13 protein-coding genes, 1 rRNA gene and 1 riboswitch are annotated in these 13,926 nt (G+C 43.2%); all 14 genes read right to left on the bottom strand.

Annotated elements, in window-relative coordinates; genetic code table 11:
- Nucleotides 1–37: 37 nt before the first annotated feature.
- Nucleotides 38–1,312, bottom strand: coding sequence for a phosphoribosylamine--glycine ligase (gene purD, locus ACFX4H_RS20605; RefSeq protein ID WP_063595366.1), 1,275 nt, complete (start codon nucleotides 1,310–1,312; stop codon nucleotides 38–40).
- Nucleotides 1,313–1,331: 19 nt separating this feature from the next.
- Entirely contained in the window at nucleotides 1,332–2,867 is a 1,536-nt protein-coding gene (purH, locus tag ACFX4H_RS20600; RefSeq protein WP_034306107.1) for a bifunctional phosphoribosylaminoimidazolecarboxamide formyltransferase/IMP cyclohydrolase, read from the bottom strand.
- A gap of 18 nt (nucleotides 2,868–2,885) precedes the next feature.
- Nucleotides 2,886–3,461: a phosphoribosylglycinamide formyltransferase gene (gene purN / locus ACFX4H_RS20595; protein WP_034306109.1), complete on the bottom strand. Its 576-nt coding sequence runs from the start codon at nucleotides 3,459–3,461 to the stop codon at nucleotides 2,886–2,888.
- On the bottom strand, nucleotides 3,461–4,486 hold the full coding sequence (gene purM / locus ACFX4H_RS20590) for a phosphoribosylformylglycinamidine cyclo-ligase (protein WP_377436119.1): 1,026 nt from the start codon (nucleotides 4,484–4,486) through the stop codon (nucleotides 3,461–3,463). Before purM ends, purN begins: the two co-directional genes overlap by 1 nt.
- 42 nt (nucleotides 4,487–4,528) lie before the next feature.
- Nucleotides 4,529–5,944 carry an amidophosphoribosyltransferase gene (gene purF / locus ACFX4H_RS20585; RefSeq protein ID WP_034306114.1) on the bottom strand — a complete coding sequence of 472 codons (1,416 nt, stop codon included), beginning with the start codon at nucleotides 5,942–5,944 and terminating at the stop codon, nucleotides 4,529–4,531.
- Nucleotides 5,929–8,148, bottom strand: coding sequence for a phosphoribosylformylglycinamidine synthase subunit PurL (gene purL / locus ACFX4H_RS20580; RefSeq protein WP_063592292.1), 2,220 nt, complete (start codon nucleotides 8,146–8,148; stop codon nucleotides 5,929–5,931). Before purL ends, purF begins: the two co-directional genes overlap by 16 nt.
- Nucleotides 8,132–8,818 (bottom strand): phosphoribosylformylglycinamidine synthase subunit PurQ, encoded by a 687-nt coding sequence (gene purQ / locus ACFX4H_RS20575; RefSeq protein WP_249597415.1) that lies wholly within the window; start codon nucleotides 8,816–8,818, stop codon nucleotides 8,132–8,134. Before purQ ends, purL begins: the two co-directional genes overlap by 17 nt.
- Nucleotides 8,815–9,069 (bottom strand): phosphoribosylformylglycinamidine synthase subunit PurS, encoded by a 255-nt coding sequence (gene purS / locus ACFX4H_RS20570; protein WP_034306118.1) that lies wholly within the window; start codon nucleotides 9,067–9,069, stop codon nucleotides 8,815–8,817. Before purS ends, purQ begins: the two co-directional genes overlap by 4 nt.
- A complete protein-coding gene (gene purC, locus ACFX4H_RS20565; RefSeq protein WP_048680630.1) occupies nucleotides 9,062–9,781 on the bottom strand; it encodes a phosphoribosylaminoimidazolesuccinocarboxamide synthase in 720 nt (239 codons plus the stop codon). The genes purS and purC overlap by 8 nt, the downstream gene beginning before the upstream one ends.
- A gap of 101 nt (nucleotides 9,782–9,882) precedes the next feature.
- On the bottom strand, nucleotides 9,883–11,175 hold the full coding sequence (gene purB, locus ACFX4H_RS20560; RefSeq protein WP_063592293.1) for an adenylosuccinate lyase: 1,293 nt from the start codon (nucleotides 11,173–11,175) through the stop codon (nucleotides 9,883–9,885).
- Nucleotides 11,172–12,332: a 5-(carboxyamino)imidazole ribonucleotide synthase gene (gene purK, locus ACFX4H_RS20555; RefSeq protein WP_283866996.1), complete on the bottom strand. Its 1,161-nt coding sequence runs from the start codon at nucleotides 12,330–12,332 to the stop codon at nucleotides 11,172–11,174. The genes purB and purK overlap by 4 nt, the downstream gene beginning before the upstream one ends.
- The gene (gene purE, locus ACFX4H_RS20550; protein ID WP_034306127.1) at nucleotides 12,316–12,804 is read right to left on the bottom strand and encodes a 5-(carboxyamino)imidazole ribonucleotide mutase; all 489 of its coding nucleotides are present in this window, start codon (nucleotides 12,802–12,804) and stop codon (nucleotides 12,316–12,318) included. The genes purK and purE overlap by 17 nt, the downstream gene beginning before the upstream one ends.
- 178 nt (nucleotides 12,805–12,982) lie before the next feature.
- A riboswitch (purine riboswitch) is annotated at nucleotides 12,983–13,084 on the bottom strand.
- Nucleotides 13,085–13,158: 74 nt separating this feature from the next.
- Nucleotides 13,159–13,359, bottom strand: coding sequence for an NETI motif-containing protein (locus tag ACFX4H_RS20545; RefSeq protein WP_034306130.1), 201 nt, complete (start codon nucleotides 13,357–13,359; stop codon nucleotides 13,159–13,161).
- Nucleotides 13,360–13,840: 481 nt separating this feature from the next.
- Nucleotides 13,841–13,926 (bottom strand): 5S ribosomal RNA (gene rrf / locus ACFX4H_RS20540); the annotation flags it as partial.

Below are 13,926 nucleotides of genomic sequence, written 5' to 3'. Positions count from 1 at the left end.
GAAGAAGCTGACTCCGCTTAGAGTCAGCTTCTTTATATTATGATGAAAAATTGTATTTTATTGCTCGGTAGCCAATATCCGTTCGCCAAAATAAACCGTCTTTCTCAATATGCCCTAACTCTTTATATACTTCAGCTTGCGCAGAGGCCAAATCTTTCCCTTTTGCAGCAACCAGAAGTACACGTCCGCCATTCGAGATGAAGTTCCCTTCATTATTGAGAGCCGTTCCAGCATGATAAACATGGGCTTTCGGATCAATCTTTTCCAAGCCTTTAATGATAGATCCCTTTTTATATTCCCCTGGATATCCATCAGCTGCGACGACCACTCCGAGAACGGCTTCTTCATGCCATTCAAGTTGTAAATCCTCTCCAGAAAGAACCGCTTCAAGCGTATCTACGAAGTCTGTCTTTAGACGAGGTAAAACGACTTGCGTTTCCGGATCGCCAAAACGGGCATTGAACTCAATGACTTTTGTGCCTTTTTCAGTGGCGATCAACCCGGCATATAATATTCCTGTAAAACTCCGATTCTCAGAAATCATCGCATTTACCGTGGGTTTAAGAATCGTTTCGACTGCAGTCTGGATCATTTCATCGGATATTTGCGGTACCGGTGAATATGCACCCATTCCACCTGTGTTCGGACCCTGATCTCCATCAAAAACCCGCTTATGGTCTTGAGCAATGACCATCGGATACACTTTTTCCCCATTAACGAATGCCATCAATGAAAACTCCTCGCCATCAAGGAATTCCTCAATAACGACTTTGGCAGATGCTTCCCCGAACTTTGCTCCGACTAGCATATCATGGATGGCGTCTAACGCCTCTTCCATCGTCATAGCAACTACGACACCTTTTCCTGCTGCCAAACCATCCGCTTTTATGACAATGGGGGCACCCATTTTTTCGATATATGCTTTTGCTGAATCATAATCAGAAAAAGTTTCATATTCCGCTGTCGGAATGCTGTAGTTCTTCATTAAATCTTTAGCAAAGGATTTACTTCCCTCGATGACTGCAGCACGGCCATTAGGGCCAAATACCTGTAATCCTGCCTCCGTAAAATCATCTGCAAGTCCATTCAACAATGGGGTTTCGGGCCCGATCACCGTTAATGAAACAGCATTCTTTTTTGCAAAGGCAACCAAATCCCCATGATTGTTTTCATCAATTGGTACAAGAGTCGCTACATCGGTCATCCCTGGATTTCCCGGTGCTGCAAAAACGGTCCCAACCCGTTTACTTTCAAATAGTTTGCGGGCTATGGCATGCTCCCTGCCGCCCCGGCCAATTACTAGTACATTCATTATCGCACCTCGTTTTTGATTAATGTTTAAAGTGACGAATTCCTGTAAACACCATTGTAATCCCATATTCATCAGCTTTCTTGATCGAATCCTCATCTTTAACAGATCCACCAGGCTGAATGATTGCCGTGACGCCCGCTTTTGCTGCCGCTTCTACAGTATCATCCATTGGGAAGAATGCATCTGATGCCAATGCACTTCCTGTCGCTCTTTCCCCAGCTTGTTCCAGAGCAATTTTTGCAGCTCCCACACGGTTCATTTGACCTGCGCCAACACCTAATGTCATTTGATCGTTACAAACCACAATTGCATTCGACTTGACATGTTTCACGATTTTCCAGCCAAGTTCCATGGCTTTCCACTCTTCAGGTGTAGGCTCACGTTTCGTTGCCACTTTTACCTCTGCATCCTTTAAGCTATGTGCGTCCCGATCTTGAATAAGCAATCCGCCTTCAATGGATGTCAATTTACGTTCAGGCTTTTTAACCGCGTCAAAATCGATCGTTAATAAACGTAGGTTTTTCTTGCTTGTCAATACTTCCACTGCCTCTTGTGTAAACCCAGGGGCAATGATGATTTCAAGGAAAATTTCATGAAGCCTTTCCGCAGTCGCTTTATCGACTTCACGGTTCAAAGCGATGATCCCACCAAAAATGGAAGTGGCATCTGCCTCATATGCTTTTTCATATGCTTCCAAAATAGTCGCACCGACGCCGACGCCGCAAGGATTCATATGTTTGACTGCAACTGCAGCAGGCTCATTGAATTCTTTTACGATTTGAAGTGCTGCATCAGCATCATTGATGTTGTTGTATGATAGTTCTTTTCCATGTAATTGCTTCGCTTCTGCAATTGAGAAAACGGAACCAAGCGGTTTTTTATAGAATGCGGCTTTTTGATGAGGATTTTCCCCATAACGAAGCGACTGTTTCAATTCATAGGTAACAGTCAATGATTCAGGATTTTCTTCATCGGCAAGCTCTGTCATATACTCTGAAATAACGGCATCATATGCTGCTGTATGACGGAAAACTTTTGCAGCCAGTCGGCGATTCGTGGTTTTTGTTACCCCGCCGTTTTGTTTCAGCTCAGCCAATACGGTAGGATAATCATTGGAATCAACGATAACAGTCACATATTCGTGGTTTTTAGCAGAAGAACGAAGCATTGTCGGTCCACCGATATCGATGTTTTCAATAGCATCTTCCACAGTGACTTCCGGTTTGGAAATAGTCGCTTGGAATGGATATAGGTTTACACAGACAAGTTGAATGGGTTCAATGTTATGCTCAGCAAGCTGTGCTGCGTGACCTTTGTCATCATGTTTTGCCAACACTGCTCCATGGACATTCGGGTGAAGCGTTTTAACACGTCCATCCAAAATTTCTGGGAAACCGGTGACGTCACTGATTCCAATTACCTCAATACCATTTTCCTGAAGCGTTTTTTTGGTACCGCCTGTAGAAATGATTTCAAAACCTGCTTCAATTAAACCTTGAGCAAATTCTACGATACCTGTTTTATCCGATACACTAATTAATGCGCGTTTCTTCATGTTATGTTGGTCCCTCCATTAAGTAAGTTTCTTGTGGCATAGCTCCTGCAAAACTGATGGATACAGGTCATGCTCCATTTCCTGTATCCTTTTTTGAAGGATGTCTCTCGTATCCCCTTCAAGAATCGGCACTGTTTTTTGGGCAATGACCGGTCCTGTGTCCATTCCATCATCAACATAATGAACGGTTACCCCCGTTTCCTTCACTCCGGCATCAAAAGCCTGGCCAATTGCATCCTTGCCTGGAAAACTTGGCAGAAGTGAAGGGTGGATATTCACAATCCTCTGTGAATACTTTTGTAATAATGTCGGACCGATCAAACGCATATAACCAGCAAGAATGATGAACTCTATCTCATACTGGCGAAGTTTTTCCAGGATTTCCGATTCATATTCAGTCTTGTTGGAGTAATTCTTTGCTGAAAAGGAGAAAGAGTCAATATTCTCAAGCTTTGCTCTCTCAAGCACATATGCGTCTTCACGATCGCATACGACAAGACAGATTTCCGCCTCCAACTTTCCACTTTTTATTGCTTCAGCAATTGATTGAAAATTACTACCGTTACCTGATGCAAAGACAGCAAGGCGTCTCATTATTTGAACGACACTCCATTTCCATCCACGATCGTTCCAATAATTGAGGCTTCTTCACCGCAAGACTTTAGGTGGGCTAGCACATCCGATGCCACTTCTTTTTTGACGACAGCCGTCATCCCAATACCCATATTGAAGATATTGAACATTTCCTCTCTTACAAGGTTCCCTTTTTCTTCAAGGAATGAAAATATAGTTGGAATTTCCCAGCTTCCAAGCTCGATTTCAACACCGCATCCTTCAGGAAGGATACGCGGAATATTCTCGATGAATCCTCCACCGGTGATATGGGCAAGACCATTAACCTCAAATTTTTCCAACGTCGATAAAACGGACTTCACATAGATCTTTGTCGGTTTTAATAATTCCTCACCCAACTTGCAATCCAGTTCCGGTACGAAGTCATGAAGCCCCATGCCTGAGTCTTCAAGAAGGATTTTACGAACAAGTGAATACCCATTACTGTGGATGCCGCTTGAAGCGAGTCCAATAACGACGTCACCAGCCGAAATCGCTTCACCTGTAATCAGACGTGATTTTTCAACGGCACCTACAGTAAAGCCTGCCACATCGTATTCTTCCGTCTCGTACATGCCTGGCATTTCAGCCGTTTCTCCGCCGATTAAAGCACAGCCCGCCTGCTCACAGCCATCTGCAATTCCTTTAACGATCATTTCAATTCGTTCAGGATCTGCTTTACCGCAGGCAATATAATCTAAAAAGTATAAAGGTGCAGCACCTTGAACGACAACATCATTGACGCACATAGCTACACAATCCACTCCAATTGTATCGTGTTTATCCATCATGAACGCTAATAAAAGTTTTGTACCCACTCCATCCGTACCAGAAATGAGCACAGGTTCTTTAAGGTTCAAGGAAGATAAATCAAACATGCCGCCGAAACCGCCCAGACCATTCATTACTTCTGGACGAAATGTGCGCTTTACATGTTTTTTCATTCGATTTACCGCTTCATAACCAGCCTCAATATCCACACCAGCCTGTTTATATGCATTAGCCATTTGAAATCCTCCTCCGAAAATCAATCATCATTGCCGACTTGATTAACATTTTGTTTTTTCTCGTTCGTATTCAAAAATTTCAGTCGGATAATTTCCGGTGAAACAAGCTAGGCATGAACCGCGCGTTTCTCCAGGAAACGGTCGTCCAATTGCTTCGACCATACCTTCGACACTTAAAAAAGTTAAGGAATCAGCTTCAATGATTTCCCTTATTTCCTCCACCGATTTTGAGCTTGCAATCAGTTCTTCCTTTTTAGACGTGTCTATGCCATAAAAACATGGATTCTTGATCGGTGGTGAGCTGATAACTACATGCACTTCTTTCGCTCCGGCATCTTTTAACATGCGGACAATCCTTCTGCTCGTTGTCCCACGGACGATTGAATCATCAACCATTATGACCCGCTTGCCTTCCACTACCCCTCTTACAGGTGATAGTTTCATCTTTACGCCTTGTTCACGCAGACTTTGTGATGGCTGAATGAAAGTCCGTCCAACATAACGATTCTTTATTAAGCCCATTTCATAAGGAATGCCTGCAGCTTCAGCATAGCCAATCGCTGCCGAGATGCTGGAATCAGGTACACCTGTAACTACGTCTGCTTCAATTTTGGTTTCGAGTGCCATTTGCTTACCAAGGTTTTTCCGTGCTGTATGAACATTGATACCATCAATGTTGCTATCCGGACGGGAAAAATACACGTACTCCATCGTGCACATTGCCTGTTGGCTGGAAAGCGAAAAGTATTCGGATGTGATTCCCTCATCATTAATGACAACGAGTTCACCTGGCTCAATATCCCGGATGAATTCTGCACCTACAATATCAAGTGCACATGTTTCAGATGCAGCGAAATATGCATCGCCTATTTTCCCCAATGAAAGTGGACGGAAGCCATGCGGATCTCTTGCCATGATCATTTGGGTTTCGGTCATGATGACAAAGGCATAGGCTCCCTTTAGCATACTTAAACTGTTCTTCACGGACTCTCTTACATCCGAGTAGCCGGAGCGTTTAATCAGATGTGCCAGAACTTCCGTATCAGAGGTCGTTTGAAAAATGCTTCCTTGTCCTTCAAGCTGTGCTTTTAATTGATGGGCATTGACGATATTCCCATTATGGGCAAGGGCCAGCCCTCCTGTATGCGAATTGAACAGGAAAGGCTGAACATTTTGATACCCGCCGCCGCCTGCCGTTGTATAACGGACATGGCCGATTGCCGCTTTACCGCTACCGGAAAGTGCCTGCATTTTTTCCGCAGTGAATATCTCTGTGACAAGTCCTTCGCCCTTAGAGATGGACATCTGCTCACCATCCGTCACGACGATGCCCGCTCCCTCTTGACCACGATGTTGCAAGCTATGCAAACCGTAGTAAGCAAGCTGTGCTGCATCGGGATGTCCCCAAACTCCAACAACACCACACTCTTCGTTTAGGCTTCTTATTTCAGCAAGCATGGTATGGCTCCCTTCCAAGCTGTTTGTAAATCTTCAACGTCCGCTTCCAATACTTTGCTATCACTTGTTGCCACGACTAATTTATTATCAGCGGTTACTGAGCCTATGCAAATCGCATCTTCAACCAGTGCTTCAAATGCCGTTTGGTTTTCAGGACTGATGGACAGTAGGAATCGTGATTGCGTTTCACTGAATAATTCAGATACCGGTTCACCGGATATATTCACTTTAGCCCCAAGTTTACTAGCTGAGAATAAAGATTCAGCTAAAGCCACTGCCAAACCGCCTTCCGAAAGGTCATGGGCAGATGCAACAAGTCCTTTTTGGATTGCAGTCAGAATTTGCTGCTGACGTTTTTGTTCAAGGTCCAAATCAAGTTCTGGAGCGCGTCCAAAGATTTTACCCTCGAGCATTTTCTGTAATTCACTGCCACCGAATTCCACTTTCGCTTCACCGACCACGTAAATCAAATCGGATTCATTTTTAAATGTTTGTGTTGTGATGTGCTTAAGGTCATTGACTAGACCAACCATTCCAACTACAGGCGTCGGATAAATCGCTTCACCATTCGTTTCATTATAAAGGGAAACATTTCCTCCGATTACAGGAGTGCTTAAGCTTCTGCAAGCTTCACTCATACCGTCTGCCGCTTTTTCCAGTTGCCAGAATATTTCTGGTTTTTCTGGATTCCCAAAATTCAAGCAATCCGTAATCGCTAAAGGTTCCGCACCCGAGCAAATGATGTTACGTGCTGCTTCAGCCACAGCGATTTTGCCGCCTGTTTCAGGATCTAAATAAATAAAGCGGGAGTTACAATCCGTCGTCATGGCAAGGGCTTTATTCGTACCACGTACACGCACTACCGCTGCATCCGATCCAGGTGAGACGACTGTATTCGTGCGGACCATGTAATCATACTGGTCGTAGACCCATTCCTTACTCGAAATTGTCGGTTGTTTCAATAGTGATACCAATGTTTCTTTATAATCTTCAATGACTGGCACTTCTGCCGTCATGCTTTGGAAGTCACGGAAATATTGCGGCTCTGCAGATGGCTTGTGATAAATAGGAGCTTCTTCAGCCAATGCATCAACCGGAACCTCAGCAACGATTTCACCTTGATGGGAAAGGGTTAGGTTTTTATCATCCGTTACTTCACCAACAGCAACCGCTTCTAGGTCATATTTCGTAAACAAGTCGACGATTTCCTGTTCGCGTCCTTTAGTGACAACGATCAGCATCCGCTCTTGTGATTCAGAAAGCATCATTTCATATGCTGTCATTCCCGTTTCACGCTGCGGTACCAAATCCAGGTTCATTTTTATTCCTGAGCCAGCTTTACTCGCCATCTCGGCAGATGAGCTTGTAAGACCTGCTGCTCCCATATCCTGAATGCCAACAAGGGCATCATTTTGAATCAATTCAAGGCATGCCTCCAAAAGCAGTTTCTCCATGAATGGATCGCCTACTTGTACGGCAGGCCGTTTCTCTTCCGAAGACTCTGATAGCTCTTCAGATGCAAATGTTGCTCCATGAATGCCATCACGTCCAGTTTTGGCACCCACATACATCACTGTGTTGCCCACTCCATGCGCTTGGCCCTTTTTAATGTCCTTATGATCGATCAAACCGACACACATTGCATTGACAAGAGGATTTCCTTCATACGATGGATCAAATTGAATTTCTCCGCCGACAGTTGGAATTCCGATACAATTCCCGTATCCTGCAATCCCTGCAACCACTTCTTTAAATAAATATTTCACGCGATCATTGTCTAGCTCACCGAAGCGAAGTGAGTTCAACATCGCGATCGGACGTGCTCCCATGGAGAAAACATCACGGATAATTCCGCCGACACCGGTAGCAGCACCTTGATAAGGCTCTATTGCCGAAGGGTGGTTATGACTTTCAATTTTAAAAACGACAGCCTGATCGTCACCGATATCAACGATACCTGCTCCTTCACCAGGACCTTGTAGCACTTTCTCCCCTGTAATCGGGAATTTCCTTAAGATGGGTTTTGAATTTTTGTAGGAACAATGCTCTGACCACATAACCGAAAACAAACCAGTTTCCGTATAATTCGGCAGTCTGCCTAAGATTTTCTCCACCATTGCAAATTCATCATCGGATAGTCCCATTGTTGCGTACAATCGATCCGATTTAATTTTTTCCGGACTTGGTTCAAGCTGTAATAACATGTGATTCCCTCCAGTTTTTTACGATGGATTGAAAAATCTTTAAGCCGTCTTTACTGCCAAGCAGCGAATCAACAGCACGTTCGGGATGAGGCATCATTCCGAGGACATTTCCTTGTTCATTTGTAATTCCCGCTATTTGCTCCAAGCTTCCGTTTGGATTTTCACCATCATACGTGAACAAGATGCGGTTATTTTGTTTTAATTCAGCCAATGTTTCATCATCGCAGTAGTAATTCCCTTCACCATGTGCCACAGGGATCGTAATCGTTTCATTTAATTCATATCCTGTCGTGAACATCGATTGGTTATTTTCAACCTTCAGTTCTACATTGCGGCAAATGAATTTCAAGCCTTCATTACGGCGCATCGCTCCAGGTAAAAGTCCTGCTTCAAGTAAAATCTGAAAACCATTGCAGACACCCAAGACAGGCTTTCCTGCTTGTGCCGCTTTTACGACTTCAGCCATTACATTCGAAAAGCGTGCAATTGCTCCAGAGCGTAAATAGTCTCCATAAGAGAAACCTCCAGGAAGGAGAATCCCATCATACTGAGCTAGATTGTCTGTAGAGTGCCAAACATACTCCACTTCTTCCCCCAGTGCATCCTTTATCGCATGGTACATATCGACATCACAATTGGAGCCAGGGAAAACTATGACAGCAAATTTCATTGGGTGATAACCTCCTCAACATCATAACGGTAAGCTTCAATTACCGTATTGGCCAATAGTTTTTCACACATTTCCTTCACAAGTTGATCTAAATCACGATCCGTATCCTTAATTGTAAGTTCAATGTATTTCCCCACTCGAACATCACTGACTTCGTTATATGTCAAGCTATGAAGTGATTGTTGCACTGCTGCTCCCTGTGGATCTAATACACTTTCGCGTAGTGTGATATATACCTTAACCTTATACATGTTGAGTGCCCTCCAACTTTGCTAGTATTTTTTCGTAAGCATCTGTTAAACTTCCTAAATCACGGCGAAATACATCTTTGTCTAATTTTTCGTTCGTGTTAATATCCCATAATCGGCAGGTATCAGGTGAAATTTCATCTGCCAGCAGAATGTCTCCATTCGGGGTTTTGCCGAACTCTAATTTAAAATCAATCAATTTAATGTCCAACTCTTTAAAGAAAGACGTTAAGACGATACTTATTTCTTGTGCCTTTTCTTTTAAAATCGCTACATCTTCCTTGCTTGCAAGTTCCAATTCTTCAATATGGTCTTCCGTTAACAGAGGATCGCCGAGCTCGTCGTCTTTATAGTAAAACTCAATCAGCGTTTTCTTGAGCGGCTGGCCTTCTTCAATGCCAGTCCTTTTAGAAAAACTGCCGGCAGCCGTATTTCTGACAACGACTTCTAGCGGAATGATGGATACCCTTTTGACTAGCTGCTCCCGTTCGGAAAGCATTTCAATAAAATGGGACGGGATATTCTCTTGGGCAAGCTTTGAAAATAGTAAGCTAGTAATTTGATTATTCAACTTACCTTTTCCTGCAATCTCTGACTTCTTCTCACCATTGAATGCCGTTGCCGAATCCTTGTATTCCACCCATACTATTTCACTGTTGTCCGTTGCAAAAATCTGTTTCGCTTTTCCTTCATACAACAATTCTCGTTTTTCCATCTGTCCAGACCCCCACATTGTGAATATTACGAATCTTCCTGCCATTGATCAGGCTTGGCAAACATATCACCATTAAAGGTGCATGTTTGCCGCCTTCACTTTTATAAACCTAAACGATCAAAGATTACATCAACATTTTTCAGGTGATGTGTAGGATCGAAACAATCATCAAGTTCTTCTTTCGTAAGCAAGCTTGTGATTTTATCATCCTTTTCGATCAGGCTTCTGAATGGAACCTGAAGCTCCCATGCTTCCATCGCTTTCGGCTGAACCGTATCATAAGCTTCTTCACGGACAAGTCCTTTATCGATAAGGGATAGCAGCACACGTTGTGAGAAAATCAATCCCAGCGTACGGTCCATATTGCGTTTCATATTTTCTGGATAAACGGTCAAGTTCTTCACTATGTTGCTGAAACGGTTCAGCATATAGTTTAATGCGATCGTTGCATCCGGCAAGATGATGCGCTCAGCAGAAGAATGCGAAATGTCACGCTCATGCCATAATGGCACATTCTCATATGCTGTCATCATGTAACCGCGGATTACACGAGCCATACCCGTCATATTTTCAGAACCGATTGGATTCCGTTTATGAGGCATTGCAGAAGATCCTTTTTGTCCTTTTGCAAAGAATTCTTCCACTTCGCGTGTTTCACTTTTTTGCAAGCCGCGAATTTCCACTGCAAACTTTTCAATAGATGTCGCAATTAAAGCCAATGTACTCATATAATGTGCATGGCGATCGCGTTGCAATGTTTGTGTTGAGATTGGCGCTGCTTCAAGGCCAAGCTTTTCACAAACGAATTTTTCAACGAACGGGTCGATGTTTGCGTAAGTTCCGACAGCCCCAGAGATTTTTCCAACCTCTATGTTCTTTCTTGCTTCTTCAAAACGTTCGACATTGCGTTTCATTTCTTGATACCAAAGTGCCAGTTTCAACCCAAATGTGGTCGGTTCCGCATGAACTCCATGTGTACGTCCCATTTGAACCGTGTATTTATGTTCCTTCGCTTTGTTTTTCAGGATCTCCACGAAGTTATTTAAATCCTTGGCAAGGATCTCATTCGCCTGCTTTATCACATATGAAAGAGCTGTATCCACCACATCAGTGGAAGTCAGTCCGTAATGGACCCATTTCCGTTCTTCACCCAACGTTTCGGAAACCGCACGTGTAAAAGCAACAACATCATGGCGTGTATCTTTTTCGATTTCATTGATACGGTCGACATTGAATGTAGCATTTTCGCGAAGAAGCTTCACATCTTCTTTTGGAATGACACCTAGCTCTGACCATGCTTCACAAGCTAAGATTTCAACTTCCAACCACGCATTAAAGCGGTTCTTTTCTGTCCAAATGTTTCCCATCTCTGGGCGGGTATAACGTTCAATCATTTTACTTCCTCCGTTTCAACCTGTTGATTCCATATTTTGCTTCGATCACTTTCCAAAAGAGCTTCCTCAATCGTTGGACGTAAAATATTCACATGACCCATTTTCCGCTTAAGCTTGGCTTCTTTCTTACCGTAAAGGTGAACCTTCCAATCTGAAAGCGTCGGAATTTCTTCCATCAAGGGTTCGATATGCTCACCAAGGATGTTTATCATTACCACAGGCTTCAATAACGCCGTATTTCCGAGAGGCCAATTGCAGACAGCCCTTATATGCTGTTCAAACTGTGAAGTCTCACATGCCTCCATTGTATAATGGCCTGAGTTATGTGGTCTTGGCGCTAATTCATTAATGATGATATCATCCTGAGCGGTTAAAAACATCTCGACTGCCAATGTCCCCACCAAATCAAGTTTCTCTGCAAGCTGCAAAGCTTCATCAATAGCTTTCCGTTCAGCTTGGATACTGATACGGGCCGGAACAATGCTTTTATGAAGAATGTTTTCAATATGAATGTTTTCCGCAATCGGAAAATGACTTGTCTCGCCATCAGCCTTACGCGTCACGATGATGGATATTTCTTTCACGAAAGGAATCCAGGCTTCCAGCACACATATACCTGTTTTGAGCAGGGATTCAGCCTTTTTGATATCGGCTTCTTCCTTAATGACCAACTGCCCTTTTCCATCATAACCGCCCCGCGTCGTTTTTAACACACTAGGGTACCCTAATTTCTCTATATGAAGGTAAATTTCTGAAATATCCTGTATTTCCTGATATGGAGCAACGGAAGCTCCTGCATCGGATATGGCTTTTTTTTCTGTTAATCTATCCTGTGTCAACTTTAATAATTCTGAGCCCTGTGGAAGAAATGCATGTTGCTTTAACCAATCCAAGGCTTCCGAACTGATATTTTCAAACTCGTATGTTATGACATCACTGACGTCAGCTAACCTTTTCAATGCTTCGATATCATCATAAGCACCGATGATTTCAATATCCGCCACTTGAGCACATGGGCCTTCTGCAGTCGGCTCAAGGACCGCTATCTTAAAGCCCGATGCCTTAGCTGACAAGGCCATCATCCTGCCTAATTGCCCACCGCCGATAATTCCAATGGTCTGTCCCGGTAATATGATTGTATTATTTAAGTTGTTCACTGCTCTGTAACACCTTTTCTCTGGTTTCGTCTCGTAAAGCCTCTAGCCTATCAGCAATGTCAGAATCAAAAGCCGCTAACATTTGAGCCGCTAACAAACCGGCATTGACTGCGCCGGCTTTTCCGATCGCAACCGTTGCAACCGGTACACCACCAGGCATTTGTACAATCGATAATAACGAATCCATCCCATTTAATGCCTTCGACTGTATTGGCACGCCAATCACAGGGACAATCGTTTTAGCGGCGGTCATACCTGGTAGATGTGCAGCCCCGCCTGCTCCGGCGATAATCACTTTAATATCTCTATCTTTTGCACTCTCTGCATATTCAAATAATAAATCCGGCGTCCGGTGGGCGGAAACGACTCTTTTTTCATAGGGGATCTCAAGCTGTTCCAATGATTCACAAGCGTACTTCATCGTTTCCCAATCCGAGACACTACCCATAATAACCCCAACTTGCGGTTTCATATCATCTTTCCCTCCAACACTCATATTATGGCGTCCCGAGTATGCAGACAGACGCTTATCATTTATCTATAACATTATAAATTAAAAAACCGGACAGGTTGCTTCCTCATAGAGAAAGCAACCTGTCCGGAAAAGAAAGCCCTTTTGGAAATACAAAAAGACTTGGCTAGTTTCCGAAATAGTCAGATGCTTTTCTCATAGTCCGATGATTTACGGTCATCAGGTAGAAACTTTTGGGCCATATCCCCATGATTATATGAGATGTATTAATGTAACTTCATCTTACCTTCCGGCCATTTTAATGTCAAGTTAAAATCGAATATTTTTACATGATATTAATTAATCGTTCGTGTTTTACTCAATTAGCTTTGCTTCGAATACAATTTTTCGATTAACTGGCACATAATGGACTTTGCCATTCTCAATTCTCTCGGCAAAGATAGGCTCTTCTGTTCGCCTTACGGGAAAGTAACCTGCCGCTTTAATTCGATCTAAACATGCATCGATCGTCTCTCCCTCGATAACTTCAAACTTTTCCTTACTCTTTTTACTCACAATACCGATCCCTTCATGGTTCTATATTTGTCTGCCTTCTTTCTTACCCATCCAACTTGCATATTATCAATTAAATTCTTCCTAGTATAATGAAAAGAATAAGTAAAGACAAGAATGCACGTAAATAAAATCGATTACTTTATAATGGTAATTCCATAATACCTCAGAATATGATGCCCCTTGTCTTCCGTAAAAACATCAACACTCATATACTGTACATCTCCTTCAATATCCCACCCTTCTCCCCCCCTGAATTACAATCGCTTGATTCATGAAATTCCCTCTGCTCCATGATCGGTACATATTCGTATCTTGCTCCCATGAATTATTTCAATTCAAATTTAGACCGAATAAATAAGCCAGCTGTTGGAATTAATTAGCCTGTAGTTTGATTTATCTGTTAATTCACGTCACTCCTCCCTGAAACTGAAAAATATCGCAATACAAAAAAGACCAGCCGGATGGCTGATCTTTTCAAATGGCTTGGCGGCGTCCTACTCTCACAGGGGGAAACCCCCAACTACCATCGGCGCTGAAGAGCTTAACTGCCGTGTTCGGAATGGGAAC

Source organism: Peribacillus sp. YIM B13477, assembly GCF_042787955.1.
In the GTDB taxonomy this organism is placed as follows: Bacteria; Bacillota; Bacilli; order Bacillales; family DSM-1321; genus Peribacillus; species Peribacillus frigoritolerans.
This window is presented reverse-complemented; position numbering and strand designations above follow the sequence as displayed.

Excerpts from the sequence above, each read along its gene's own strand:
- purD (WP_063595366.1), bottom strand. The coding sequence starts at position 1,312 with ATGAATGTACTAGTAATTGGCCGGGGCGGCAGGGAGCATGCCATAGCC.
- purH (WP_034306107.1), bottom strand. The coding sequence starts at position 2,867 with ATGAAGAAACGCGCATTAATTAGTGTATCGGATAAAACAGGTATCGTA.
- purN (WP_034306109.1), bottom strand. The coding sequence starts at position 3,461 with ATGAGACGCCTTGCTGTCTTTGCATCAGGTAACGGTAGTAATTTTCAA.
- purM (WP_377436119.1), bottom strand. The coding sequence starts at position 4,486 with ATGGCTAATGCATATAAACAGGCTGGTGTGGATATTGAGGCTGGTTAT.
- purF (WP_034306114.1), bottom strand. The coding sequence starts at position 5,944 with ATGCTTGCTGAAATAAGAAGCCTAAACGAAGAGTGTGGTGTTGTTGGA.
- purL (WP_063592292.1), bottom strand. The coding sequence starts at position 8,148 with ATGTTATTACAGCTTGAACCAAGTCCGGAAAAAATTAAATCGGATCGA.
- purQ (WP_249597415.1), bottom strand. The coding sequence starts at position 8,818 with ATGAAATTTGCTGTCATAGTTTTCCCTGGCTCCAATTGTGATGTCGAT.
- purS (WP_034306118.1), bottom strand. The coding sequence starts at position 9,069 with ATGTATAAGGTTAAGGTATATATCACACTACGCGAAAGTGTATTAGAT.
- purC (WP_048680630.1), bottom strand. The coding sequence starts at position 9,781 with ATGGAAAAACGAGAATTGTTGTATGAAGGAAAAGCGAAACAGATTTTT.
- purB (WP_063592293.1), bottom strand. The coding sequence starts at position 11,175 with ATGATTGAACGTTATACCCGCCCAGAGATGGGAAACATTTGGACAGAA.
- purE (WP_034306127.1), bottom strand. The coding sequence starts at position 12,804 with ATGAAACCGCAAGTTGGGGTTATTATGGGTAGTGTCTCGGATTGGGAA.